Source organism: Klebsiella sp. 4_1_44FAA, assembly GCF_000238715.1.
In the GTDB taxonomy this organism is placed as follows: Bacteria; Pseudomonadota; Gammaproteobacteria; order Enterobacterales; family Enterobacteriaceae; genus Klebsiella; species Klebsiella pneumoniae.
This window is the reverse complement of sequence record NZ_JH414801.1, coordinates 366,630-391,334: the sequence shown is the minus strand read 5'-3', so window position 1 is coordinate 391,334 and position 24,705 is coordinate 366,630. Positions and strand designations below refer to the sequence as shown.

The following is a 24,705-nucleotide window of genomic DNA, read 5'->3' as shown; positions in this document are numbered from 1 at the left end:
GAAAAAGTGAGTGAGACGACAACATAAATAAAAATCATAGCCTTCGCAAGTTAACGAATTACCTCCCCACGACGGGACATGACAAGCTGAAAAAAACAACAGAGGAAGCCATCATGTCTCATCCGGTTAGCGAAAAAAGTGCCCTTGTCGTCAGCGCCCACTCGGCCGATTTCGTCTGGCGCGCGGGCGGTGCGATAGCGCTGCATGCCCTGCAGGGCTATCAGGTCCATGTGGTCTGTTTATCCTTTGGCGAGCGCGGCGAGTCCGCCAAACTGTGGCGTAAAGGCAACATGACCGAGGAGGCGGTGAAGCAGGTGCGTCGCGAAGAGGCGCAGGCCGCCGCCGCGATCCTGGGCGCCAGCGTCGAATTCTTTGATATCGGTGACTATCCGCTGCGCGCCGATAAAGAGACGCTATTTCGTCTGGCGGATGTGTATCGCCGTATCCAGCCCCACTTTGTCCTGACGCACTCCCTGCACGATCCCTATAACTACGATCATCCGCTGGCCTCCCATCTGGCGCAGGAAGCACGGATTATCGCCCAGGCAGAAGGCTATCGCCCTGGCGAGAAAACTGTCGCTGCTCCCCCGGTTTACTGTTTCGAACCGCACCAGCCGGAGCAGTGCAACTGGAAACCCGATGTGTTGCTGGACATCACCGCCGTCTGGGAGAAAAAGTATCAGGCCATTCAGTGCATGCAGGGTCAGGAGCATCTGTGGGAATACTACACCCGCGTGGCGCTGCAGCGCGGGGTGCAGGCCAAGCGCAATATCGGCATCACGGCCGCGCGCGATATCGTTCACGGCGAAGCCTTCCAGAGCATCTTCCCCCGCGTAACGGAGAACCTGGCATGAACCTGTTAAATAAAAAAGGCCTTGTGATCCGCCACCTGCCGCGCCATGACGAGGCGGTTTTGCGCCGCTGTGAGGCGGCCGGGGTGGCGACGCTCCATGAAGCCTGGGATCGTCAGGGGCTGATGGGGCCGGCAATCCGTCCGATTCAGCAGGGCGTCAGCCGGGCGGGCAACGCGGTAACCGTGCTGGTGACGCCTGGCGACAACTGGATGTTTCATGTGGCGGTCGAGCAGTGCCGCGCCGGCGATATTCTGGTGGTGGCCCCGACCTCGCCGTGCGGCGATGGCTTCTTCGGCGATCTACTGGCGACGTCTCTCCAATCGCGCGGCGTGGTCGGGCTGGTGGGCGATATCGGCATTCGTGATTCGCAAACGTTGCGGGAAATGGGATTCGCCGTCTGGTCCCGTCAGGTTTATGCCCAGGGGACGGTGAAAGAGAGCCTCGGTTCGGTTAACGTCCCGGTGATATGCGCAGGTCAGCTTGTACAGCCGGGCGATGTCGTAGTGGCCGACGACGATGGCGTCGTGGTGCTGCCTCACGCCCGGGTCCGTGATGTGCTCCATAAAGCGGAAGCCCGCATGAGCAATGAGCTTGCGAAACGTGAGCGGATGCGCAATGGCGAGTTGGGGCTGGATATTTACGCTATGCGTCCGCGTCTGGCGGAAAAGGGCCTGCGGTATTACGACCGCGCAGACGAGGTGGAGGAATAAATGGCGCAACGCGGAATCCCCTGTCTATGGATGCGCGGCGGCACCTCTAAAGCGGCCTGTTTTCTGGCCGACGATCTGCCTGCCGATCCGGTGCGACGTGATGCGGTGCTGCTGGCGGTGATGGGCTCGCCTGATCCCCGGCAAATTGACGGGATCGGCGGCGCCGATCCGCTGACCAGCAAAGTGGCGATTATCCGCCGCTCCGCACGACCTGACGCCGATGTGGACTATCTATTTGCCCAGGTGAACGTGGCGGCGGCTACCGTGGATTATGGCCAAAACTGCGGCAATATTCTTGCCGCCGTTGGCCCTTTTCGCCATCGAGCGCGGTCTGGTTCGCCACGATGCGCCGCTCACTCGGGTGCGTATTTTTATGGAGAACACGGGGCAACTGGCGGTGGCAGAGATCCCCTGTGACGCCGACGGGGTCAACTACGTCGGCGAGAGCCGTATCGATGGCGTGCCGGGCAGCGCCAGCCCGATCCTGCTCCATTTTCTTGATGTCGCCGGCTCCAGCTGCGGGGCGCTGCTGCCGACCGGCCGGGTTCGTGACCGTTTTGACGGCGTCGAGGTGACCTGCATCGATAACGGAATGCCGGTGATCCTGCTGCGCGCGTGCGACCTCGGTTGCACCGGCTATGAGACGCGCGAACAGCTGGATAATGACGACGCGCTTAAACGTCGCCTGGAGTCGATTCGCCTGCAGGCCGGGCCGCTGATGCAGCTTGGCGACGTCAGCCAGCGCACGGTGCCCAAGATGACCCTGATCGCCGAGCCGCGACACGGCGGCGCCATCAGCAGCCGCACCTTTATCCCCCACCGCTGCCACGCGTCGATCGGCGTATTTGGCGCGGTGAGCGTGGCCAGCGCTTGTCTGCTCCCCGGCTCTGTCGCGCAGGGCATGGCGCAGGTAGCGCCAGGCGATACGCCGCTGCTCAGCGTCGAGCATCCGACAGGCGAATTTAGCGTGACGCTTCAGCTTGATGCTGACGGCGCCCTGGCTGGCTGCGGCCTGTTACGCACGGCGCGACTGCTGTTTGCTGGTGAGGTTTTTATTCCGGCCCGCGTCTGGCCGCGTGAGGAGTGATGATGACAATCGCGTTTATTGGTTTTGGCGAGGCGGGTGGCATTCTGGCGGCGGATCTGGCCCGTGAGCATGCGGTGACCATTTGGGATTGCAAGCTCAATGGCCCGGAGCGAGAGGCGATGGGCAAAAAAGCCCGTGATTCGCGCGTTCAGGTGGGAAATTCGCTGGCGCAGGCGCTGGAGGGGGCCACGCTGGTTTTTTCTACTGTGACCGCCGGTGAGGCGCTAAAGGTGGCGCAGCAGGCGGCCGCGCTGCTGCAGCCGGGACAATATTTCCTCGATCTCAACTCCGTGGCGCCGGAGACGAAACGGCAGGCGGCTGAACATTTTCTGCCGGGCGCCTACATCGATGTCGCGGTGATGGCGCCGGTACCGCCGGCCCGATTGCAGACACCGTTATTGATCGGCGGGCCGCAGGCGGAGGCGATCGCGCCGCGTCTGCAGGGGCTGGGGCTGAATGCCCGCTATGGCGCCAGTACGGTGGGCCAGGTGTCGGCGATAAAAATGTGCCGTAGCGTGATGATCAAAGGTCTTGAAGCGCTCACCACAGAATGCCTGTTCGCGGCTCGTGAATACGGCGTTGAGGAGGAGGTGCTTAGCTCCTTGCATCATAGTTTCCCCTCTCTGGGCTGGACAGGCGCGTTCCCCGACTATCTGATCAGCCGGGTGGCGGAACATGGCATTCGGCGCAGCGAAGAGATGGAGGAGGTGGTGAAAACCCTGTGTGACGTGGGGAGCGTCGGGATAATGAGCGAGGCGATCGCGAAAAGCCAGCGCCAGCTGCCGGAGCAGATGGCCGCCCGTAGCCTGAGCTACAGGCAGCTTATGCCGTTTGACTGGAAAACGCTGGTCGCGAGGCTGAAATAACCGCTATTTGGCCGGACAGACGATTTTGTCGATTGCGGCCTGGTAGCTTTTCTGGTTATTGCGCTCCTTCGCCAACGTTGCTTCGCGGACCGCGTTCTTGTTACCGTCGGTCGCCAGCACTTTATTGGCAAAATCGTTGTCGCTGAGGTGGCTTGCTGGCGCGCATTTTTCCTTCACCGCATTGAGCACCTGCTGTTTTTGCTGCTCGAACTGCAGGCTTTGCAGCGGTGATTCGGCCCACGCCGACGTGGCGCTCAGGGCGGTGACCAGGCATACCATCCAACATGCTTTCATCAGGCTTCTCCTTCCGTAATCGCTTCCGTCAACTATATGCGCAGGCGGGAAAACACGCAAATAGTGGTCAGTTTAACTTATTGAAAATGCGCTTTTTCTCGCCTGCTCAGGCGGCTCTCACCCGCCGCCGCGAGTCGATGGCGATCAGCACCACCGACGCGAGGATCAGCAGAGTGCCCAGCCAGTCCGGCAGCGTGAAGGTGATCCCCAGCAGCAGGAGCGACAGCAGGGCGCTGCTCAGCGGTTCGGCGCAGCTGAGGATCCCGGCCTTCGCGCCGCCAATTTTCTGCGCGCCGTTAAGATAAAGGCTGAAGGTCAACGAAGTACCGATCACCACCAGGTAGAAAAAGGCTAACAGCAGGCTACCGTTCACCACAAAATCGGTGCCCTGGCCGCCGTAAAACGGCAATAGCATCGCGCCGCCGAACAGCATGCTCCAGCCGACGATGGGCAGCGTCCCGTAGCGGGCAATCAGCGTTGAAGGATAGGTGGTATAAAACGCGGCGGCAAACGCCGAGGCGATCCCCCAGAACAGCGCCGCCGGCGAAATCGACAGCGTCGTTGGGTTGCCGTGGGTCACCAGCAGAAAGGTGCCCGCCAGCGAGGTGCAGATAGCCCCCAGCACCAGCGGTGTGGGACGCGCTTTGCGGGCGAGGGCGAACCAGGCGACGATGATCGTCGGCGACAGAAACTGCAGCACCGTGGCCGTGGCGGCATTGGACTTTTCAATGGTCATCAGAAAGGTGAACTGCACGGTTAGCGCGCCAAACAGCGAGAAAAACAGCAGGCTTAGGGCGTCGCGGCGGTTTTGCAGCACGCGGAAAATGCGGTCGCCGTGAACAAAGCCGAGCATCAGCAGGATCAGCCCGGCGAACAGCAGACGCGTCATGGTCAGAAACGGCGACGACATCTGGCTTTCCTGCATAATAAATTGCGCACACACCCCGGAACTGCCCCACAGCACGGCGGCAATCAGTACGTTCAGCATCCCTTTTTTGCTGGAGCCCATCTTTTCCTCAAGCGAAATATGACAAAGGGGAATCATAGCATGCGCGCGCCCGGGCGGCGGGGCAGGAAATGGTAGTCGGGCGCGGCGGCGTAACTATTTTGCAGGCCCGGTAAGGCGAAGCCGCCGCCGGGCATTAACCGATAGTCGCGTTCTAGCTTAAATCGACATTTTTACTGCCGAACAGCCAGGTGAGGACAAAACCGCACAGGTAGGAGACCGCCAGCCCGCCGGCGTAGACCGCCATCCCCGCGTAAATTCCGCTGCCGGAGGTCATCAGCGGCAGCGCCACCAGACCGGACGGACCGAACACCGTGTTCAGGCCGACCGGCAGCCCCAGCCAGGCGATCAGTCCGACGAAGAACCCGCCGCAGGCGCCGCCGAGGCAGGCGGTGACAAACGGCTTCATCCGCGGCAGGGTGACGCCGTAGATCAGCGGCTCGCCAATCCCGAGGAAGCCCGGAATAATCGCCCCTTTAATCTGGGTTCGCAGCAGCGAATCGCGCTTCGCCCGCCAGAACAGCGCCAGCGCCGCCCCCACCTGCCCGGCCCCGGCCATCGCCAGGATCGGGAACAGCGAGTTAAAGCCCTGGGCGTCCACCAGCGCAAAATAGACCGGGACAAACCCCTGATGGACGCCGAACATCACCGCCAGCAGGAACAGGCCGGCCAGCACCGCCGAGCCAAACGGGTTGCCGTTAAGATGCAGGAACAGCCACGACATGCCGGTAAACAACCAGCCGCCAATCGGCATGATCACCGTAAAGGTCACCGCGCCCATGATCAGCAGCGTCACCGCCGAAGTGAGGATCATATCGAGGTTGGCCGGCATCACCCGCCGCACCTGGCGTTCAACCCACGCGCCAAGGATAGCGGCGATCAGTACGCCGATGATATTGCCGCGCGGATCGATGCCATGGCCGAAGAAGGTGGAAATGCCGGCGTAGAAGCCGCTGGTTGCCTCCGGGTTGTAGCCCAGCACGAACAGCGAGGCGATAATCGCGCCGTTCACGCCGGAGCCGCCGAACGCCTTCTGCGCGTTATAGCCAATCAGGATACTCAGAAAGGTGAACATCCCTTTGCTGAAGACCTTCATATAGCCAATCAGCGCCACCAGGCTGGCGTTCGGATGGGCGTTCTCCAGCACGAAAACCTGTTCCGCCAGGGTGGCGAAGCCCAGCAGCAGCCCGACGGCGATAAAGCCGGGGATCAGCGGCGTAAAGATAGTGGCGAATTTGGCGAGAAACTTCTGCACCGCGCTGGTCTGCCTGCCCTTCAGCGCCTGCTTTTTCTCCGCCGCGACGTCGGCCAGCGTCGGCGCGGCGGCGGGCGCTGCCTCCAGCAGGCCGTTCATCATTTCGGCGGCGGTTTGCGCCTTGCCGGGGCCGAGCACCACCTGGAACTGCTCGTCGCTGACGATCACCCCCATCACGCCGTCAATCTGGCGGATGGCGGCGCTGTCGGCCAGACTTTCATCGCGCAGGGTCAAGCGCAGGCGCGTCATGCAGTTGCCCGCCTGCGCGACGTTTGCGGCGCCGCCCACGTGGGCGAGGATCCGCGCTATCATCTCTTTCGTTATTTTTGCCATTGCCCGTTACCTGTCTGTCGGCGCTCAGGTGTTGCTGAGCGCCTTGCGGATATAGCCGTTGTTTTTCGCCAGCAGCGACTGCGCCTCTGCGGCGCTTAAGTCCGCCAGCACCATCACGATCGCCGTTTTACAGTGGCGGCCGCAGGCCTCCAGCGCCTTCTGGGCGGTGGCGCGATCGCAGTCGGTGGCCTCCATCACGATAGAGACCTGGCGCTCAATCAGCTTGGCGTTGGTCGCTTCGACGTCGACCATCAGGTTGCTGTACACCTTGCCGACGCGGATCATCGCCCCGGTGGAGATCATGTTCAGCACCAGCTTCTGCGCGGTGCCGGCTTTCAGGCGGGTAGAGCCAGTGACCACTTCCGGGCCGACCACCGGGGTGATCGCCACGTCCGCCAGCTGGGCCATTTCGCCATGCGGGTTACAGCTGACGATGGCGACAAAGGCATTCTGACTATGGGCGTATTCCATGGCGCCAATGACGTACGGCGTGCGTCCGCTGGCCGCCAGCCCCACCAGCACATCGCGGTTGCTGAAGTTCAGGTTCTGCAGATCCATCGCCCCCTGCGCTTTGTTGTCTTCCACGTTTTCCACGGCGCTGAGAATCGCTTTATGTCCGCCGGCGATGATCCCCACCACCTGCTCCGGGCGGGTGCCGAAGGTCGGTGGGCATTCACTGGCATCGAGGATCCCCAGACGCCCTGAGGTACCCGCGCCAATGTAAATCAAGCGGCCACCGGCCTGCAGCGCCGCCGCGACCTTATCCACCACCTCGGCAATCTGCGGCAGATAGGGCGTTATCGCCTGGGCTACCTGCTGGTCTTCCTGGTTTATCACCGTCAGCATCTCGAGGGTGGAGAGGGTGTCAATGTTGGCGCTGTTGGCGTTACGTCGCTCGGTCAGCAGTTTGCTCAGGTCGATACTCATAGAAACCTCGTTATTCTCAGTGGCGCGCAGTATAAGGAATTATTTATTCCTTGCCTGTGAAGAGTATCACGATTAGTACGTGGAGAATAATACGAGAATGGTAGATATGGCGGGAAATAGTGCGGTAATAAATCTGGAATATTTTATTACCGCAGCAGGAGATTAGCGTGCGTCGCGCGGTTTGCTGAGGCCCAGCAGCAGCGCCAGCAGGTAGCAGATGGCCATCGCGAGGCTCATTTTCAGCATTGTTTCGCCGCCGAGACCCGCCAGCGGCGCGGCGATGCCGCCGAAGACAAACATCAGGGTGCCCATCAGCGCGGACGCGGTCCCGGACTGCGCGGCGTCGACGGCGCTCATCGCCTCCGCGCCGGCGACGGTGCTGATGCCGCTCATCAGCGACACGGTAAAGAACAGGCCGACCAGCGCCAGCACCGGCAGATGCAGCCAGGCAAACAGCAGCATGATCGCCGCACAGCTCACGGCCAGCGTCAGGCCGCCTCGCAGCAGGCTTTCGGCGCTAAAGCGGCGCGCCAGACGGGAAAAGATCATCGCGGCGATGATCAGCCCGATACCGTTCAGACCGAACAGCAGACTGAACTGCATGGCGCTCATGCCGTATTCGCTCTGCATCACGAAGGAAGAAGAGCCGATGTAGGAGAACAGCCCGGCCATCATAAAGGCCTGGATCAGGCAGAAGCGCAGAAAGCGGCGATTTTTCAGCACCGGCTGGCCGGGCCGTTGGCGGCTGGCATGCGCCGCTGTGGCCGGGCGCGTTTCCCGCAGGATCGCCAGGCTCATCACCAGCAGCACGCCGCCAATGGCGGCCATCGTCCAGAAGAGAATTCGCCAGTCGAAGGCGGTGATAACGTAGCCGCCCAGCACCGGGGACAGCACCGGCGCAATGCCGTTCACGGTCATCAGCAGGGCGAAAAACTGGGTCAGCAGGGTGCCCTGGTATTTATCGCGGGCGATGGATCGCGACAGCACCGAGCCGCCGGCGCCGGCAAAGCCTTGTAAAAAGCGCCAGACAATCAGCATGTTGATATCGCGGGTCAGGGCGCACATCGCCGAAGAGAAGATAAACAGCAGCAGCGACAGCGCCAGCGGTTTCAGGCGGCCAATGCGGTCGCTCAGCGGGCCGAAAAACAGCTGACCCAGGCCGAGACCAATCAGCGCGGCGGTCAACGACAGCTGGGTCTGGGTGCTGGTGGCCTGCAGCTGCTGAGTGATCTCCGGCAGCGCCGGTAGATAAAAATCCGTGCACAGCGGGCCGATACCCGACAGCAGGCCGAGGATCAGCGCCCAGGAGAGGGAAACACGTGCCATAACGATTCCTTGTAGAGGCCGGGCTCGGTCGCCCGGCGGGTAAGTTTAACTGGCGCCGCCGCCCAGCGACTGCCAGAGGGTGATCCGGTTATTGAGGTCGGTCTGCTGCAGGGACAGCAGCGTCGTTTTCGCCGACCACAGCGTGCGCTGAGCGGTGAGCACCGACAGATAATCGCCGACCCCGGCCTGATAGCTCTTCATCGCGATATCCAGCGATGTCTGCTCGGCGGCGACATACTGCCGCTGAGCATCAAGCTCTTCGCTCAGCGTTTCCCGGCGCGCCAGCGCATCGGCAACGTCCTTAAACGCGCTCTGAATCGATTTCTCGTAGGTGGCGATCAGCCCCTTTTTCTCCGCTTCCGCATAGCGCAGCTGCGCCAGGTTGCTGCCGCCGGTGAACAGCGGCAGGCTGATGGAGGGGGCGAACGACCACACCTGCATCCCGTGGCTGAATAGCGACGACAGCGAGTCGCTGCCGACCCCGGCGCTGGCGGTCAGGGAAATCGACGGGAAGAAGTTCGCCCGCGCCGCGCCGATATCGGCATTGGCGCTCTTCAGATTGTGCTCCGCTTCCTGAATGTCCGGCCGACGCAGCAGCACCGACGACGACACGCCCGCCGGCACCAGCGCGATGCTGTTATCCCCGAGACTCTCGAGAGTGCCGGGCAGCAGGCTCTCCGGCACGGTTTCCCCCGCCAGCAGGTTAATGGCGTTTTTATCCTGCGCCACCAGCGTGCGATAGCTGGCGACGCTGGCGCGCGCCTGCTGATAGACGCTTTCCGCCGAGCTTAAATCACCCGCGGAGGCGGTGCCAACCGCCATCTGGCGGGCGACGATGTTGCGCGAGTTTGCCGCGCTGTCCATGGTCTGCTGCGCCAGCGCCAGATTGCTGTTATCCGTCGCCAGCGTCACCCAGGCGGTGGTCAAATCGGCAATCATCGTCAGCCGGGTATTCTGCGCGGTGAATTCGCTGGCAAGCCAGGTTTCGCGCGCCGCGCGCGACAGGCTCTGGTTCTTGCCGAACAAGTCCAGTTCGAAGCTGGAGACCGCGCCGTCGGCCTGTGAAGCGGAGCTCAGGCCACTGGCCACCGTTTTGCTGCGGGTGTGGCTCAGTTCGGCATCAACGGTGGGAAACAGCGATGCCCGCGTTTCGCCATACTGGGCGCGCGCGGCCTCGATATCGGCCAGCGCCTTTTGCACATCGCGGTTGCTGTTCAGCGCGATGCTGACCACTTTTTTCAGCCGCGCGTCATTGACCACTTTCTGCCAGTCGCCGACCACCGCCGTCGATTCGCCGTGCGCCCCGGGCAGGGTGGCCGGCACCGGCGCGGCCGGGCGATCATAATGCGGGTCAAGCGAGACGCAGCCCGCGGTCAGGAGCACGATAAACATAAAACTCAAACGAAACATACCTTACTCCTGAGAAGGACGTTGGCGGGTGAAGAGACGTTTCACCAGCACGAAGAACAGCGGTACGAAGAACACCGCCAGCAGGGTGGCCGTCAGGGTGCCGCCGATAATCCCAGTGCCGATCGCCACGCGGCTGTTGGCTCCGGCGCCGGTGGCGATGGCCAGCGGCAGCACCCCGGCGATAAACGCCAGCGAGGTCATGACAATCGGGCGCAGGCGAGTCTGCGCGGCGCGGATCGCCGCCCGGGAGAGCGAATACCCCTCATCCACGGCGGATTCAGCGAACTCCACGATCAGGATGGCGTTTTTCGACGACAGGCCGATGGTGGTCAGCAGCGCCACCTGGAAGTAGACGTCGTTGCTTAAGCCGCGCAGCGTCGCCGCCAGCGCCGCGCCAAGCAGGCCGAGCGGGATGACCATGATCACCGAGAACGGCACCGACCAGCTCTCATACAGCGCCGCCAGGCACAGGAACACCACCAGAATCGAGATGGCGTACAGGCTCATCGCCTGGCCGCTGGCCAGCTTTTCCTGCAGCGAAATGCCGCTCCACGCCCAGGTGGAGCCCGCCGGCAGGCTGTCGGCCAGCTTTTCCATCTTGTCCATCGCCGCGCCGGAGCTGAAGCCGGCGGCGTTTTCGCCCTGGATCTCAAAGGCGGCGGAGCCGTTGTAGCGCACCAGGCTTTCCGGGCCGTATTGCCAGTGGGTGGTGGCGAAGGCGGAGAACGGCGTCATGCTGTTATCGCTGCCGCGAACGAACCATTTGCCAAGGTCCGACGGCACCGCGCGCGCGTCGCTTTCGCCCTGGATATAGACCTTTTTCACCCGGCCGCGATCGATAAAGTCATTCACGTAGGTACCGCCCCAGGCGCTGGAGAGCGTATCGGTCACGTCGCTCAGCGACAGCCCCAGCGAGACGGCTTTGTTGTTATCGATATCCACCTGCAGCTGCGGCATCTGCGGCAGATCGTTAGCGCGCACCGACTGCAGTTCGCTGCTCTGGTTGGCCGCCGCCAGCAGCTGGCTGCGCAGCTTCATCAGGCTGTCGCGGTCGGTACCGCCGCTGGCCATCAGCTCGAAGGTGAAGCCGTTGCTCTGTCCGAGGCCGTCCACCGACGGCGGGGTCATGGCGAAGAGGGTGGCGTCGCGGATCGTCCCCAGCTCTTTGGTGGCGCGCAGGGCAATGGCCTGGGCGGTATTATCGTCCCCTTTGCGCTGCGACCAGTTTTTCAGCGACACGAAGGCCATCCCGGCATTCTGCCCGCTGCCGCTAAAGCTGAAGCCGTCGACGGTGAAAATGACATCGGTATTGGCTTTCTCTTTGGTGAGGAACCAGTCGGTCACCTGGCGGCGCACCTCGGCGGTACGCACCGCCGTCGCCCCGGCGGGCAGGGTGTACTGGACCATGATCTCCCCCTGGTCCTCCACCGGCAGGAAGCTGCCCGGCAGCTTCCACATCGCCAGCGCCATCGCCCCGCAAATCAGCGCGTAAGCGCCCATCATCACTGCGCCCCGGCGCAGGCCGCCGAGTACGCGGCGCTGGTAGCCTGCTTCCGTGCGCCCCCACAGGCGGTTAAAGGCGCCGAAGAACCCTTTGGTGTGCGGTTTGGAGTAACTGAGCAGCGCGCCGCACAGCGCCGGGGTGAGGGTCAGCGCTACCACCACCGACAGCATCATCGCCGAGATAATGGTTACCGAGAACTGGCGATAGATGACCCCGGTCGAACCGCCGAAGAAGGCCATCGGCAGGAACACCGCCGACAGCACCAGGGCAATCGCCACCAGCGCGCCGGAGATTTCGCCCATCGATTTTTCGGTGGCTTCGCGAGCGGGGAGCCCTTCGTCGCGCATAATGCGCTCGACGTTCTCCACCACCACGATGGCGTCATCCACCAGCAGGCCGATCGCTAGCACCATGGCGAACAGCGTCAGGGTGTTAATCGAGTAGCCGAACAGGGCCAGCACGCCGAAGGTGCCAAGCAGCACCACCGGCACCGCTACCGCCGGAATGAGCGTCGCGCGGAAGTTCTGCAGGAACAGATACATCACGCAGACGACGAGGATAATCGCTTCGAACAGGGTCTTAATCACGTCCTCGACCGAGATTTTGATGAACTCGGTGCTGTCCTTCGGATAGGCAATATCGTAACCCTGCGGCATCTGACGCTGGAATTCGGCGATTTTGCTTTTCACCAGCGTCGCGGTGTCCAGCGCGTTGGCGCCGGGGGCCATCATCACCGCGATCCCGGCGGCCGGGTGGCCGTTCAGATTGGCGGTGGCGGTGTAATCCTCGCTACCCATCTCCACCCGCGCGACATCGCTCAGGCGTACTACCGAGCCGTCGGCCTGGCTTTTCACGATGATCGCTTTGAACTGGTCAGGGGTTTGCAGCCGGGACTGCGCGCGCACGGTGGCGGTTAATTGCTGGGCATTGGACGACGGTAGCGCGCCGATTTTACCGGCGGAAACCTGCACGTTCTGCGCCTCAATCGCCGACTGGACGTCGGAAGGCATCAGCGAGTAGGAGGCGAGTTTGGTCGGGTCCATCCAGACGCGCATCGCGTATTCGGCGCCGAATACCTGCAGGCTGCCGACGCCCTCCACGCGCGCCAGCGGGTCCTGCATATTGCTGACCAGCCAGTCGGAGATATCGGAGCTGGTGGCGCGGTTGGTTTTGTCATACACCGCAAGGATCAGCAGAAAGCTGCTCTGCGATTTTTCCACCGTTACGCCGGACTGCTGGACTTCGCTCGGCAGCCGCGATTCCGCCTGCTGGACTTTGTTTTGTACCTGCACCTGGGCGGTGTCCGGGTCGGTGCCCTGTTCAAAGGTGACGGTGATGCTGACCGAGCCGTCGGAGCTGCTGGTGGAGCTGAAGTAGAGCAGATGGTCGAGGCCGGTGAGCTGCTGCTCGATCACCTGGGTGACGCTGTTCTCCAGGGTTTCGGCGGACGCCCCGGTATAGGTGGCGGAGATTTTCACCGCCGGCGGGGCGACGTCCGGGTACTGGCCTACCGGCAGGGTGCGGATCGCCAGCACCCCGGCGAGCATAATCAGAATGGCGATCACCCAGGCAAAGACCGGGCGACGCACGAAGAAACGGGAGAACATCAGGCGTTGCCTCCGTTATTGTTGACGGCGACGGCCTTCACTGTCTGTCCGGGGGCCACTTTACCGGTGCCTTCGACAATCAGCTTGTCGCCCGCTTTCAGGCCGCTCAGCACCAGCCATTTATCGCCGTAGGTGTCGCCGGTTTCCACGGTACGCTGCTCAACTTTGTTGGCGGCATCGACCACCAGCGCCGTGGCGTCGCCTTTGGCATCGCGGGTGATCCCCTGCTGCGGGGCGAGGATCGCGTCGTTCATGATGCCTTCATCGATGCGCGCGCGGACGAACATCCCCGGCAGCAGGACGTGCTGCGGGTTGGGGAAAATAGCGCGCAGGGTTACCGAGCCGGTAGATTCATCGACGGCGACTTCGGTGAGCGCCAGACGCCCTTTTTCGGGATAGGTACTGCCATCTTCCAGGGTTAACGTCACGCTGAGGGTGTCGCTGTTGCTGGCCAGGCTTTGCTTGCGTAAACGCAGGAGATCGACGCTGGATCGCGTCAGATCAACATACATGGTGTCGAGCCCGCGGATCGTCGCCAGCGCGGTATCCTGATCGGCGGAGACCAGCGCCCCCGGCGTAACCGACGAGATGCCGATGCGCCCGGCAATCGGCGCGGTGACGGTGGTCCAGTTCAGGTTAATGCGCGCGCTCTCCAGCGCTGCTTTCTTCGATTCCACGCTGGCCTTGTCCTGGGCGCAGGTGGAGGCGGCGTCGTCAGCATCCTGGCGGGAAACGCCGTTATCCCTGACCAGCGACGCGTAGCGCTGGGCCTTCTGGCAATCGGAGACCACCAGCGCCTGGGACTGTTTCAGCGCCGCCGCCGCTTCGTTCCAGGTCGCGCGATAGCTGGAGGGATCGATCTGGTAAAGGGCCTGCCCGGCCTTCACCATATCGCCTTCGGTAAACAGGCGTTTCTGGATGATGCCGCCCACCTGCGGGCGAACTTCGGCGCTGAGCGAGGCGGTGGTGCGGCCGGTGAGCTGGCTGACTACCGGCACCGGCTGGCTTTGCAGGGTGACCACGCCCACTTCCGGCGTGGGTTGCTGCGGAGCAGATGTCTGCGCATTATCGCATCCGCTAAGGAGAAATAATGCTGTCGCGATGGGAGCTATGATGTATTTCATTATATTTTCTCAAGATATAAGACGTCCGCCCCGTTTATTTAAAAACGAGGGAATAGGTTGGGCGCTGAGGCATTTTCGGGTGAGCGAAAATGACAAAAAAGGAACACAGATGTTCCTGAACGTGATTGTTATTGTGTCTCCGCTGAAGCCAACCTCTTCGGTCTTCAGGAGGTGAAAAGCGCATCTCCTCTGGTTTTGTAGTGAGAATGATCATTCTCATTTTTCCCCATTATACGATCCGTCGCGATAATGGAAAGGTTTTTTTGCTTACTTTTAGAACGCAAAAAATTAAGGCAAATAATCATGGAGAAAATAAGAATATTTTGTGAAAGTGGAGAGGGAAAATAACCATTCGGCAGCGCGATACTGGAGATAGTTAATGACACTAATCATTACAAAAAGCATTAATTCCGACGATCAACAAGAATTGTTTGCCGGTCTGCGGCAGTATAATCAGCAGTATCTCGATGCGGCGCAGTTTGGCGATCTGGGGATTTACTCGCGCGATGCGCAAGGGGTAATGCAGGGCGGGCTGATTGCCAAACGCAAGGGCAACTGGCTGTGCATTGAGTATCTGTGGGTTAGCGAGACGACGCGCGGGCGCGGGCTGGGGAGCGAGCTGATGCAGGAGGCGGAACAGCAGGCGCAGGCGCAAGGCTGCAGCCATCTGCTGGTGGATACCTTTAGCTTCCAGGCGCTGCCGTTTTATCAGAAATTAGGCTATCAGCTGCAGATGTCGCTGCCCGACTTCCCGCACGCAGGCATGCAGCGCCACTATTTGTCGAAGGCGCTGTAACGATCCTGGTATCCCCAGGCGGTCAGGTACCGTACCTGTGGTTGTGCCGGATGGCGGCATAAATGCCTTATCCGGCCTACACAGTCCTCCCGTAGTTTCGCCCCACCCAGGACCGGCAAGCGCAACGCCGCCGGGCAGGATATCAGGCACGGCACCTGTATTCTTGCCGGGTGGCGGCTGTCGCCTTACCCGGCCTACGGTTCGTGCTGTGCGCTCCCTGCGGCATAAGAGACATAACGCAGAAGATCAACCGGGAGCGCAATCTGCCGGGAATTAACATAGAAGTTGTAGCCCTGCTAAGCGCAGTGCGAGCAGGGAAAATCCCGGATGGCGGCGCGTGGTGTCTTATCCGGACTACAAAAGCGTCAAAACCACGCCTTAACCTCCAACGCCGTGGCCCATTAACGCCAGCGCGTGGCTGACGATGGTCTGACGGTTGACCGCCTGTAAACGCGGATCGCTGTGGATGCGTGAAAATGGCACCAGCACTAGGCTAATCACCGTGGTAAACAGCAGCTCCGGCGCCAGCGCCGGATTGATCTTGCCTTCCTGCTGCCAGCGACGCACCGTCCCCAGCATCACCTGAAAACGCTCCTCGCCGAAGCGGGCATCCATATGCTGGCGCAGAATCGGCATTTCGCCGATGATCTCCTGCATCCACAGCGGCGCGAACCAGGCGTTTTTCTCCGCCATATGCGCCAGCGTCTCGACCATCATCGTCAGCGCCAGTACCGGGTCCTGTGGATGATCGACAAAGATGCGGCTGATGTGATTGCGCAGCGGCATAAAGCGCTCCTCAATCAGCTGAGTCACCAGCGCATCCCGCGAGCTGAAGTAGTAATGCAGCATCGCCGGCGTCACCCCGGCCTCTTTGGCGATGGCGTTCAACGATACGCGGCCCGCCCCGTCGCGGGCAAACAGCGTCAGGGCGATGTCCATCAACTGTTCGCGGTTGGCGGTACCCGGTTTTTTACCGCGCGGCCGACCCGGGCGGCGGGGAGCATCCTGATCCTTTTGTGCTGTCATGATATGGCGATCTCTTGACCTGACTCATTCTTTCACTAAATATTAATTATGCATTTAATTAATTTCAAGCGAGCGTTGTAATGACTTCTCAAGTCGCTAACCCACCGGTGCAGTCGATACGCCTGCTGTTCAGCGCATTGCTGCTGGTGATGCTGCTTTCAGCGCTGGATCAGACCATTGTCTCCACCGCGCTGCCGACGATTGTCGGCGAACTGGGCGGGCTGGACAAGCTTTCCTGGGTGGTCACCGCCTATATCCTCAGCTCCACCATCGCGGTGCCGCTGTACGGTAAATTTGGCGATCTGTTCGGCCGCAAAATCGTGCTGCAGGTGGCGATTGGGCTGTTTCTCGTCGGCTCCGCGCTCTGCGGGCTGGCGCAGAATATGACCCAACTGGTGCTGATGCGCGGCCTGCAGGGGCTCGGCGGCGGCGGCCTGATGGTGATCAGCATGGCGGCGGTCGCCGACGTCATCCCGCCCGCCAACCGCGGCCGCTATCAGGGGCTGTTCGGCGGCGTTTTCGGCCTGGCGACGGTGATCGGCCCGCTGATCGGCGGTTTTCTGGTGCAGCACGCCTCCTGGCGCTGGATCTTCTATATCAATCTGCCGCTCGGCCTGTTCGCGCTGCTGGTGATCGGCGCGGTATTCCACAGCAGCAATAAACGCAGCCAGCATCAGATTGACTGGCTGGGGGCGATTTATCTCAGCATGGCGCTGCTGTGCATCATCCTGTTTACCTCGGAAGGGGGCAGCGTCCATGCGTGGAATGACCCGCAGCTGTGGTGCATTCTGGCCTTCGGCATCGTGGGGATCATCGGCTTTATTTACGAAGAACGGATGGCCGCCGAGCCGATTATTCCGCTGGCGCTGTTCCGCAACCGCAGCTTCCTGCTGTGCAGCCTGATCGGCTTCGTCATCGGCATGTCGCTGTTCGGGTCAGTCACCTTCCTGCCGCTCTATCTGCAGGTGGTGAAGGAGGCGACGCCCACCGAAGCCGGGCTACAGCTGATCCCTCTGATGGGCGGCCTGCTGCTGACCTCGATTATCAGCGGGCGGATTATCAGCCGTACCGGTAAATATCGCCTGTTTCCGATCCTCGGCACCCTGCTCGGCGTGACCGGCATGGTACTGCTGACCCGCATCACCATTCACTCGCCGCTGTGGCAGCTGTACCTGTTTACCGGCGTGCTGGGAGCGGGTCTGGGGCTGGTGATGCAGGTGCTGGTCCTGGCGGTGCAGAATGCGATGCCGGCGCAGATGTACGGCGTCGCCACCTCCGGCGTGACCCTGTTCCGCTCGATTGGCGGCTCCATCGGCGTGGCGCTGTTTGGCGCGGTGTTCACGCACGTGCTGCAGAGCAACCTGCAACAACTGCTGCCGGAAGGCGCGGTGCTGCCGCCGGGAATGAATCCGGTGGCGGTCCAGCACCTGCCCGCGGATATCCGCCTCGACTACCTCGACGCCTTCGGCGCGGCGATCCACGCGGCGTTTCTGATGGCGGCCGGCATTATGGCGGTGGCGTTTGTCCTCTCATGGCTGTTAAAGGAGGCGCCGCTGAAGACCGCGACGCATTAAGCGGCCCCGGCGATGCGCAGCAGTGCCTGACGCAGCGCCGGTGCGGCAAAATCGATAAATTTGCGCAGCTTAAGCGGCGCCAGATCCCGAGCGGTATACAGCAAATGGACCGGCGCCGGATCCGGCTCGACGTTTTCCAGCAGCAGACGGAGCTCCCCGTGGCGCAGGCCATCCAGCGCCTGATAATGCAGTAAGCGGGCCACCCCCACCCCCAGCCGCGCGGCATCGGCGGCGCTCTCTGGCGTGGTGACGGATAGCACCGGCGGCAGGTTAATCAGCTGGTCCTCGCGCTCAGCGGCGCGAAAGCGCCAGCCGCGATAGGGCATCGGCGATTCAATGCGGATGATCGGCAGCGCCGCCAGATCGCGCGGCCGCTGCGGCTCGCCGTATTTCGCCAGCAGCGCCGGATGGGCGCAGGCCACAATCCGCATGGTGCCGAGGCGGGTGGCCACCATGCTGCTGTCCGCCAGGTCGCCAATCCGCACCGCCAGATCGACATGGTCGCTCACCAGGTCGGCATTGCGATCGCTGAGCAGCAAACGGACGCGAATTAGCGGGTAGCGGGCGATAAATTCACTGATTACCGGAAGAACGTGCTGGCGTCCAAACATCGTTGGCGCGGAGATCACCAGCTCGCCTTTTGGCTCCTGATATTCGCCCGTCGCCTGGCGTTCGGCGTTTTCCACCTCCTCAAGGATCCGCCGCGCGGCGGCAACATAATCGACCCCGGCGTCGGTGAGCGTCAGTTTGCGGGTGGTTCGCGCCAGCAGGCGTACGCCCAGCGCGCTCTCCAGTTCGCCAATATGGCGGCTGACGGTGGTCAACGGCATATTCAGCGCCCGCGCTGCCGCCGACATGCTCCCCAGCTCGGTCACTTTCACCAGCAGCGCCATCGCGCTTAATCGATCCATTATTCTCCCGTTTTGCGGAAAGATGATTGCCACTTTACCCGTATTATCATTCTTTACAGTACAGTCCATGATGGCGCCAGACAACAGGAGGCGCTATGGCAGCAACCTTTCTCGATATCGCTATCACCCCGGACGTGATGGATGTGCAGCATGAAATGGGCAGCGACTCGCTGTGGCAAACGCCGCGCAGTCGCCGCCAGGCCGACCGCTTCGGCGACAGCGAAGCGGGGATGATCGCCACCCGCGACAGCTTTTATCTGGCGACGGTGTCGCAGAGCGGCTGGCCCTACATTCAGCATCGCGGCGGCCCGCCGGGGTTTCTGCATCTGCTGGATGACACCACCCTGGCGATGGCCGATTTCGGTGGTAACCGCCAGTACATTACTACCGGCAATCTGCGCGGCAGCGACCGGGCCTGCCTGTTTTTGATGGATTATCCGCGCCGTGCCAGGCTGAAAATCTACGCCACCGTCGAGGTCCTGGCGGCAGAGGACCACCCGCAGCTGCTGGCGCAGGTGGCGCCGGCCAACTATCGCGCCCGCATTGAACGTCTGTTTCTTTTTCATTTGCAGGCGTTTGACTGGAACTGCCCGCAGCACATTACGCCGCGCTACAGCGCGCAGCAGGTGGCGGAGTACAGCCAGAACCTGCAGCAACGTATTCATGACCTGGAGCAGGAGAATCAGCGCCTGCAGCAGCAATTAGCCCGTAGAGGAGAGTAAGCATGACCGAACAACGTCCCCCGTTACCGCCGTTTACCCGCGACAGCGCTATCCAGAAGGTCCGCGCCGCGGAAGATGGCTGGAACAGCCGCGATGCGGAAAAAGTCGCCCTGGCCTACACCGTGGATAGCGAATGGCGTAACCGCAGCGAATTTGTCCACGGTCGGGGGCAAATTGTTGAGTTCCTGCAGCGAAAATGGCGCAAGGAGCAGCAATACCGGCTGATTAAGGAGCTGTGGGCATGGCAGGAGAATCGCATTGCCGTGCGCTTCGCCTATGAGTGGTGCGACGACAGCGGCAACTGGTTTCGCTCGTATGGCAATGAGAACTGGGAGTTTGATAAGCATGGACTGATGCAGACGCGCTACGCCTGCATCAACGACCTGCCGATCGCCGAAAGCGAGCGCCTGTTCCACTGGCCGCAGGGGCGCCGCCCGGACGATCATCCGGGGCTCAGCGATCTGGGGCTGTAAAACCGGCGCTGCGCGACGGATTAATCGGCTTTCGGGAAGTCGACTACCGTGTCGTTAACCCGGTTCACCATGTTGGTGAACAGGATGGCGCTGATGGCGCTGATAATCTCAATCACCTGCTGGTCGCTAAAACCGGCGTTGCGCAGCGCGGCGACGTCGGCTTCCGGCAGCGTACCGGTGGTGGTCACCAGGGTCTGCGCGAATTTCACCAGCGCATCAAGCTGCGTCTCTTCCGCATACTCCCCGCGGTGCAGGGCGTGGATCTGCTCGCTGCTGAAGCCAGCTTTTTTCGCCATCAGGGTGTGCGCGGCCAGGCAGTAGTCACAGCCGGTGGCTTCGCTGACCGACAGATTAATCGCTTCCAGCTGCTGGGCGCTGAGGCTGCCTTTATGGAGCATCGCATTGTGCGCCAGCGCCTGCTGCAGCGCCGCCGGCGAGTGGCCGCCGATGGTCAGGTAGGCGTTCGGCACTTTGCCCATCGCTTTTTTGATCCCGGCGAAAATATCGGCGGCTTTGCCGGTGGCGTCTTGTTCACGGATATCTGCTAAACGGCTCATGGTTAACTCCTGTTGTTATCGAGGGTGTGTTGGCAATGGGGTCATCTTAGGCGCTTGCCGCATGCTAGACTGGCGGTCTTCGTCTCACCTTTTTGTCTTATCGTCTCAGGAGAAGCATGGACAGTCTCAGTCATCTGCTGGCGCTGCTGGCGCCGCGCTGCGAAGTGAACCTGCACTGTCGCTTCGGCGGCCGCTGGCAGGCCGGGCACCAGCAAATGCGCAGCGGCGTGGTGCCTTGGCACGTGGTGCTGCGCGGCGAGGGGCGGCTCAACGTCGGCGGCCAGACCCATCACCTGCGCGCGGGAGATGTCGTCCTCCTGCCCCACGGTTCGCCGCACCTGATGGAGAGCCTGGTGGAGTGGGGCCAGGTGCTGCCGGTGGCGCACCGGTTTAACGGCACGGTGACGGAAATGCGCGCCGGCCCGGCGGAGGGGGCGCTGGAGATGCTGTGCGGCGAATTCTATTTTGGTCCGCACGTCAGCTGGCTGTTCAGTGAAGTATCGACGCTGATCCATCTCCATACCGATGCGCGTGAAGACTGCCCGGAGCTGGACGCGCTGCTTAATATACTGGTGCGCGAGAGCCTGGCGCAGCGTCCCGGCGGCAGCGCTATCGTGCGCAGCCTCGGCGATACGCTGCTGGTGCTCCTGCTGCGCATGCTGCTTGGCGAGCAACAGCCGCCCGGCGGGCTGCTGCGCCTGATGAGCGATGAACGCCTGATGCCGGCGGTGCTGGCGGTGATGGCGACCCCGGAGCAACCGTGGACGCTGGAGAGTATGGCCGCCCGCGCGTTTTTATCACGGGCCACCTTTGCCCGTCATTTTGCCCGCGTCTATCACCTGACGCCGCAGGCGTGGCTGTCGCAGTTGCGAATGGCGCTGGCCGCCCGGCTGCTGCGCCTGGAGCGTCAGACCAACCTCGAGGTCATTGCCGAACGCTGCGGCTTTCAGTCGCTGGCGTCCTTCTCAAAGCGCTTCAAAATGCGCTATGGCGTGACGCCGGGCGAGTGGCGACGGGGCTAGCGCCTCGCGTTTCGCGAAGATGATTTTATTTCCAGTTGCGTGGTTTGCTGTTTATTACCCGACCCGAAAGTCGCTATAGTTTTGTACGAAAAAAACAATGACATTCAGGACAGACAGGGTGAAGAGGATGAGATTACGTTTACGGGCCGCCGCCGCAGTGATGCTGGCGGGTCTGGCGCTGGTCGGCTGCGACCAAAAGGATAATGAAGCGAAGCACATTAAGGTCGGTGTGATTAACGGCGCCGAGCAGGATGTGGCGGAAGTGGCGAAGAAGGTGGCCAAAGAGAAGTACGGTCTGGAGGTCGAGCTGGTGGGGTTCAGCGGCTCACTGCTGCCCAACGAGTCGACCAACGCCGGGGATCTGGACGCCAACGTCTTCCAGCATCGGCCTTTCCTTGAGCAGGACAACAAAGCGCATAATTATCATCTGGTGGCGGTCGGGAATACCTTCGTCTTCCCGATGGCCGGCTATTCGCGCAAGATCAAGTCAGTCGCCGAACTGAAAGACGGCGCGACGATCGCTATCCCCAACGATCCGACCAACCTCGGGCGGGCGCTACTGCTGCTGCAAAAAGAGAAGCTGATTACCCTCAAAGCCGGGACCGGCCTGCTGCCGACGGCGGTGGATATCACCGACAACCCGCATAACCTGAAGATCATGGAGCTGGAAGGGGCGCAACTGCCGCGCGTACTCGACGATCCCAAAGTCGACGTGGCTATCATCAGCACCACCTACCTGCAGCAAACCGGGCTGTCGCCGGTTCGTGACGGCATCTTTATCGAAGATAAAAACTCGCCCTACGTGAACATCATCGTGACCCGGGAAGACAATAAAGACGCGCAAAACGTGAAGGAGTTTATGCAGTCGTACCAGTCGCCGGAGGTGGCGAAGGCGGCAGAGACTATCTTCAACGGCGGCGCGGTGCCTGGCTGGTAAGCCAACACACAGGGAGAGGCGCGTATGGTACGCCAACGGCAGGCTGACCTGCTGCTGATTGCCGCGACGGTGATTGCCGCCTGCGGCTGGATATTTTCCCGCGAGGCGATCGCCGGCATGCCGGTGTTCGCGTTTCTTGGGCTGCGTTTTTTCTTCGCCGCGCTGCTTCTGCTGCCGTTCTGCCGCGGTTTTCGCCCGCAAAAGCAGCACTGGCCAAAACTCATCATCAGCGGACTCTGGTTTGCGCTCAACCTCTGCCTGTGGATCTATTCGGTCTCCACGACGGCGTCGCTCGGCGAAGGGGCGTTTATCATGAGCCTGTCGATGATGTTCGTCCCGCTGACCGCGTGGGTGATGATGAAGGTGCGCCCGCCGCGCGCCTGGTGGGAGTGCCTGCCGATCGCGGTGGTAGGCCTGGGGCTGCTCAGTCTGCATATGCCGATAGCCTTCCACCCCAGTCAGGGCTGGTTTTTGCTGACGGCGCTGGTGCAGTCGATCTGGTTCTGTTACACCAGCCGCTGCGCGCGTGAAGTACCGCTGATCCCCCTGACCACCGTGCAGCTGGCGATCACCGGTATCGTCGGGTTGACCATCTCCGCTGCCGTTGAACGCTGGGACCAGCCGATGACCCTGCCGACTCTCGGCTGGTTGGTGGCCAGCATTGTCATCGCTACCAGCCTGCGCTTCGGTCTGCAGATGAAGGGGCAGAAGTACGCGGCGGTGGCCAGCGCGGCGATCATCATGGTGCTCGAACCGCTGCTGACGGTCATTGCCGCCGCGCTGTGGTACGGCGAACAGCTGCCGCTGCAAAAGATTATCGGCGGCGTGCTGATCCTCGTGGCCCAGCTGTGGTTCCGCTGGCGGATGCTTAAGCCGTAAGCGAGCCGCTTCGCCGCTGCGCCATCAGCTGCAGCAGCGGCACCAGCGACAGCCCGTCCGGCATCTCGCCGCGGGCGATCAGTTGGTTTATCTCGTCGAAGGTAAACCAGCCGGTCTCCATCACCTCATCCTGATCTGCATCCATCCCCACCCAGCGTAAACCGGTGGCCAGCCAGGTGATAAACAGCTGATCGCTGCTGCCGTAGGAGGGGTTAAAGCGAATGATCTCCTCAACGCGTTGCGCCTGCCAGCCGGTCTCTTCCCGCAGCTCGCGCAGCGCGGCGACCGCCGGGTCTTCCCCTTCATCGACGCCGCCAGAAGGGATCGCCCACACCACCTTATCGATCAGGTAGCGGTAGTGGCGAATCAGCAGCACCTTCTCATCCTGGATGGCCACAATCCCCACCGCCGGGCGCGGGTAATGAATGGAATAAAAGTCGCGGCGCTCGCCGGGGGCGACATCAATACCCACCTTACGCATGCTGAACCACGGCGTCTCGGCGATGACCTGCGGGTCGTGCATATCGGCGGCGGTCAGTTTCTTTTTCATCCTGCCACTCCTGTCAAAAATTGAGCCTTAAGAACAACATAGCCGGAGGCGGATGGCAACCGCCGCAGGTTGGCCCGATTTCATCGATCATTGCCCAAACGCCCCTGTTGAGCCAGGCGGGGACTCAGTACGATGTTCGTCAGATGACCCCAGAGGAATGCCAACATGAACATCACCCACATCCGTAATGCGACCCAGATTATTCACTACGCCGGGAAAAGATTTCTCATCGATCCGATGCTGGCGGACAAAGGCGCCTGGCCGGGTTTTCCGGGCACCGCGCGCAGCGAATTGCGCAATCCGCTGGTTGAGCTGCCGTTTTCCCGCGATAAAATTGTCGATGTTGATGCGGTGATCGTCACCCACACCCATGACGATCACTGGGACGCGGCGGCGATCGCCGCGATCCCGAAAACCCTGCCGGTGTTCGTCCAGCATGAGGCCGACGCCGCGCTGCTGCGCAGCCAGGGATTTCAGGATCTGCGCCTGCTGTCGGCAGACAGCGAATTTGCCGGCGTGCGCCTGCAGAAAACCACCTCCGGCCAACACGGCAGCGACCGGACCTACGCGGTGCCGGCGATGGCTGAACGCCTGGGCGAGGCCTGCGGCGTGGTGTTTCGCCATCCGCAGGAGAAGACGCTGTGGCTGGTGGGGGATACTATCTGGCGCGATGACATTGCAGCCGACCTGCTGAAGCTGCGCCCGGACGTGGTGGTCCTCAACGCCGGCTACGCCCACGTCATCGGCTTTGGCCCGATTATCATGGGCAAGGAAGATCTCCTGAACGTGCACTTCACCCTGCCGGAAGCAAAAATCATGGCTATCCACCTCGAGGCGGTCAACCACTGCCTGGTGAGTCGGGAAGAGATGCGCCAGTATGCGCTGGATAATCAGATTGCCGATGTGGTTTCTATCCCGCAGGATGGAGAAACCGTCGTTTATTAACATGCGTAAG

Annotated in this window: 25 protein-coding genes and 1 pseudogene; 13 read left to right on the top strand and 13 right to left on the bottom strand. The window is 61.7% G+C overall.

Annotated elements, in window-relative coordinates; genetic code table 11:
- Positions 1 to 113 precede the first annotated feature (113 nt).
- The 4 genes and pseudogenes from galB to HMPREF1024_RS10955 all read left to right on the top strand — a co-directional run bounded on the left by galB (position 114) and on the right by HMPREF1024_RS10955 (position 3,517).
- Complete coding sequence (gene galB / locus HMPREF1024_RS10945) at positions 114 to 854, top strand: 4-oxalmesaconate hydratase (protein WP_009308822.1); 741 nt, start codon at positions 114 to 116, stop codon at positions 852 to 854.
- Positions 851 to 1,564 carry a 4-carboxy-4-hydroxy-2-oxoadipate aldolase/oxaloacetate decarboxylase gene (locus HMPREF1024_RS10950; protein WP_004145036.1) on the top strand — a complete coding sequence of 238 codons (714 nt, stop codon included), beginning with the start codon at positions 851 to 853 and terminating at the stop codon, positions 1,562 to 1,564. Before galB ends, HMPREF1024_RS10950 begins: the two co-directional genes overlap by 4 nt.
- Positions 1,565 to 2,651: pseudogene (locus HMPREF1024_RS0126695) on the top strand (4-oxalomesaconate tautomerase).
- A gap of 2 nt (positions 2,652 to 2,653) precedes the next feature.
- On the top strand, positions 2,654 to 3,517 hold the full coding sequence (locus HMPREF1024_RS10955) for an NAD(P)-dependent oxidoreductase (protein WP_009308819.1): 864 nt from the start codon (positions 2,654 to 2,656) through the stop codon (positions 3,515 to 3,517).
- Positions 3,518 to 3,520: 3 nt separating this feature from the next.
- On the opposite strand, the gene HMPREF1024_RS10960 is transcribed toward HMPREF1024_RS10955, so the two are convergent.
- From HMPREF1024_RS10960 to eefA, 8 genes are all read right to left on the bottom strand, one after another.
- Positions 3,521 to 3,811 carry a YicS family protein gene (locus tag HMPREF1024_RS10960; protein WP_009308818.1) on the bottom strand — a complete coding sequence of 97 codons (291 nt, stop codon included), beginning with the start codon at positions 3,809 to 3,811 and terminating at the stop codon, positions 3,521 to 3,523.
- A 106-nt stretch (positions 3,812 to 3,917) separates the two neighbouring features.
- Positions 3,918 to 4,820 carry a DMT family transporter gene (locus HMPREF1024_RS10965; protein ID WP_002923118.1) on the bottom strand — a complete coding sequence of 301 codons (903 nt, stop codon included), beginning with the start codon at positions 4,818 to 4,820 and terminating at the stop codon, positions 3,918 to 3,920.
- A gap of 151 nt (positions 4,821 to 4,971) precedes the next feature.
- Complete coding sequence (gene murP, locus HMPREF1024_RS10970; RefSeq protein WP_004150245.1) at positions 4,972 to 6,405, bottom strand: PTS N-acetylmuramic acid transporter subunit IIBC; 1,434 nt, start codon at positions 6,403 to 6,405, stop codon at positions 4,972 to 4,974.
- Positions 6,406 to 6,429: 24 nt separating this feature from the next.
- The gene (murQ, locus tag HMPREF1024_RS10975) at positions 6,430 to 7,332 is read right to left on the bottom strand and encodes an N-acetylmuramic acid 6-phosphate etherase (RefSeq protein ID WP_002923109.1); all 903 of its coding nucleotides are present in this window, start codon (positions 7,330 to 7,332) and stop codon (positions 6,430 to 6,432) included.
- Between the two features lie 162 nt (positions 7,333 to 7,494).
- A complete protein-coding gene (locus tag HMPREF1024_RS10980) occupies positions 7,495 to 8,658 on the bottom strand; it encodes a multidrug effflux MFS transporter (RefSeq protein WP_002923107.1) in 1,164 nt (387 codons plus the stop codon).
- 45 nt (positions 8,659 to 8,703) lie between these two features.
- Positions 8,704 to 10,068 carry a multidrug efflux RND transporter outer membrane subunit EefC gene (gene eefC / locus HMPREF1024_RS10985; RefSeq protein ID WP_004188056.1) on the bottom strand — a complete coding sequence of 455 codons (1,365 nt, stop codon included), beginning with the start codon at positions 10,066 to 10,068 and terminating at the stop codon, positions 8,704 to 8,706.
- Positions 10,069 to 10,071: 3 nt separating this feature from the next.
- Positions 10,072 to 13,179 (bottom strand): multidrug efflux RND transporter permease subunit EefB, encoded by a 3,108-nt coding sequence (eefB, locus tag HMPREF1024_RS10990; RefSeq protein ID WP_009308817.1) that lies wholly within the window; start codon positions 13,177 to 13,179, stop codon positions 10,072 to 10,074.
- The gene (gene eefA, locus HMPREF1024_RS10995; protein ID WP_009308816.1) at positions 13,179 to 14,303 is read right to left on the bottom strand and encodes a multidrug efflux RND transporter periplasmic adaptor subunit EefA; all 1,125 of its coding nucleotides are present in this window, start codon (positions 14,301 to 14,303) and stop codon (positions 13,179 to 13,181) included. Before eefA ends, eefB begins: the two co-directional genes overlap by 1 nt.
- Positions 14,304 to 14,509: 206 nt before the next feature.
- Between eefA and HMPREF1024_RS31335 the strand changes: the two genes are divergently transcribed.
- Positions 14,510 to 14,632 carry a hypothetical protein gene (locus HMPREF1024_RS31335; protein WP_004150240.1) on the top strand — a complete coding sequence of 41 codons (123 nt, stop codon included), beginning with the start codon at positions 14,510 to 14,512 and terminating at the stop codon, positions 14,630 to 14,632.
- On the opposite strand, the gene HMPREF1024_RS31330 is transcribed toward HMPREF1024_RS31335, so the two are convergent.
- Positions 14,592 to 14,708, bottom strand: a complete 117-nt coding sequence (locus HMPREF1024_RS31330; RefSeq protein ID WP_014343452.1) for a hypothetical protein — start codon at positions 14,706 to 14,708, stop codon at positions 14,592 to 14,594. The genes HMPREF1024_RS31335 and HMPREF1024_RS31330 overlap by 41 nt on opposite strands.
- On the opposite strand from HMPREF1024_RS31330, the gene HMPREF1024_RS11000 reads away from it, so the two are divergent.
- Positions 14,683 to 15,099, top strand: coding sequence for a GNAT family N-acetyltransferase (locus HMPREF1024_RS11000; RefSeq protein ID WP_009308815.1), 417 nt, complete (start codon positions 14,683 to 14,685; stop codon positions 15,097 to 15,099). The genes HMPREF1024_RS31330 and HMPREF1024_RS11000 overlap by 26 nt on opposite strands.
- A 378-nt stretch (positions 15,100 to 15,477) precedes the next feature.
- Here HMPREF1024_RS11000 and HMPREF1024_RS11005 read toward each other — a convergent pair whose 3' ends face one another.
- The gene (locus tag HMPREF1024_RS11005) at positions 15,478 to 16,125 is read right to left on the bottom strand and encodes a TetR/AcrR family transcriptional regulator (protein WP_004181564.1); all 648 of its coding nucleotides are present in this window, start codon (positions 16,123 to 16,125) and stop codon (positions 15,478 to 15,480) included.
- A gap of 80 nt (positions 16,126 to 16,205) precedes the next feature.
- On the opposite strand from HMPREF1024_RS11005, the gene HMPREF1024_RS11010 reads away from it, so the two are divergent.
- Positions 16,206 to 17,699 (top strand): MDR family MFS transporter, encoded by a 1,494-nt coding sequence (locus tag HMPREF1024_RS11010; RefSeq protein WP_004145022.1) that lies wholly within the window; start codon positions 16,206 to 16,208, stop codon positions 17,697 to 17,699.
- Here the strand turns inward: HMPREF1024_RS11010 and HMPREF1024_RS11015 are convergent.
- Positions 17,696 to 18,610, bottom strand: coding sequence for a LysR family transcriptional regulator (locus tag HMPREF1024_RS11015; RefSeq protein WP_002923020.1), 915 nt, complete (start codon positions 18,608 to 18,610; stop codon positions 17,696 to 17,698). The two genes, HMPREF1024_RS11010 and HMPREF1024_RS11015, sit on opposite strands and share 4 nt — an antisense overlap.
- Before the next feature lie 95 nt (positions 18,611 to 18,705).
- On the opposite strand from HMPREF1024_RS11015, the gene HMPREF1024_RS11020 reads away from it, so the two are divergent.
- Together HMPREF1024_RS11020 and HMPREF1024_RS11025 are read left to right on the top strand one after the other, a co-directional pair.
- Positions 18,706 to 19,332, top strand: coding sequence for a pyridoxamine 5'-phosphate oxidase family protein (locus HMPREF1024_RS11020; protein WP_002923018.1), 627 nt, complete (start codon positions 18,706 to 18,708; stop codon positions 19,330 to 19,332).
- Positions 19,333 to 19,334: 2 nt separating this feature from the next.
- Entirely contained in the window at positions 19,335 to 19,805 is a 471-nt protein-coding gene (locus HMPREF1024_RS11025) for a nuclear transport factor 2 family protein (protein ID WP_004173883.1), read from the top strand.
- 20 nt (positions 19,806 to 19,825) lie between these two features.
- Here the strand turns inward: HMPREF1024_RS11025 and HMPREF1024_RS11030 are convergent, their stop codons facing one another.
- Entirely contained in the window at positions 19,826 to 20,362 is a 537-nt protein-coding gene (locus tag HMPREF1024_RS11030; protein WP_009308812.1) for a carboxymuconolactone decarboxylase family protein, read from the bottom strand.
- A 116-nt stretch (positions 20,363 to 20,478) separates the two neighbouring features.
- Between HMPREF1024_RS11030 and HMPREF1024_RS11035 the strand changes: the two genes are divergently transcribed.
- The 3 genes from HMPREF1024_RS11035 to HMPREF1024_RS11045 all read left to right on the top strand — a co-directional run bounded on the left by HMPREF1024_RS11035 (position 20,479) and on the right by HMPREF1024_RS11045 (position 23,200).
- Positions 20,479 to 21,384, top strand: coding sequence for an AraC family transcriptional regulator (locus HMPREF1024_RS11035; RefSeq protein WP_009308811.1), 906 nt, complete (start codon positions 20,479 to 20,481; stop codon positions 21,382 to 21,384).
- Positions 21,385 to 21,511: 127 nt separating this feature from the next.
- Positions 21,512 to 22,321 carry a lipoprotein NlpA gene (nlpA, locus tag HMPREF1024_RS11040; RefSeq protein ID WP_009308809.1) on the top strand — a complete coding sequence of 270 codons (810 nt, stop codon included), beginning with the start codon at positions 21,512 to 21,514 and terminating at the stop codon, positions 22,319 to 22,321.
- 24 nt (positions 22,322 to 22,345) lie between these two features.
- On the top strand, positions 22,346 to 23,200 hold the full coding sequence (locus HMPREF1024_RS11045) for a DMT family transporter (RefSeq protein ID WP_002922972.1): 855 nt from the start codon (positions 22,346 to 22,348) through the stop codon (positions 23,198 to 23,200).
- Here the strand turns inward: HMPREF1024_RS11045 and HMPREF1024_RS11050 are convergent.
- Complete coding sequence (locus tag HMPREF1024_RS11050; RefSeq protein ID WP_009308807.1) at positions 23,190 to 23,750, bottom strand: NUDIX domain-containing protein; 561 nt, start codon at positions 23,748 to 23,750, stop codon at positions 23,190 to 23,192. The two genes, HMPREF1024_RS11045 and HMPREF1024_RS11050, sit on opposite strands and share 11 nt — an antisense overlap.
- A gap of 165 nt (positions 23,751 to 23,915) precedes the next feature.
- Between HMPREF1024_RS11050 and HMPREF1024_RS11055 the strand changes: the two genes are divergently transcribed.
- Positions 23,916 to 24,695, top strand: coding sequence for an MBL fold metallo-hydrolase (locus HMPREF1024_RS11055; RefSeq protein WP_004212457.1), 780 nt, complete (start codon positions 23,916 to 23,918; stop codon positions 24,693 to 24,695).
- Positions 24,696 to 24,705: the final 10 nt, after the last annotated feature.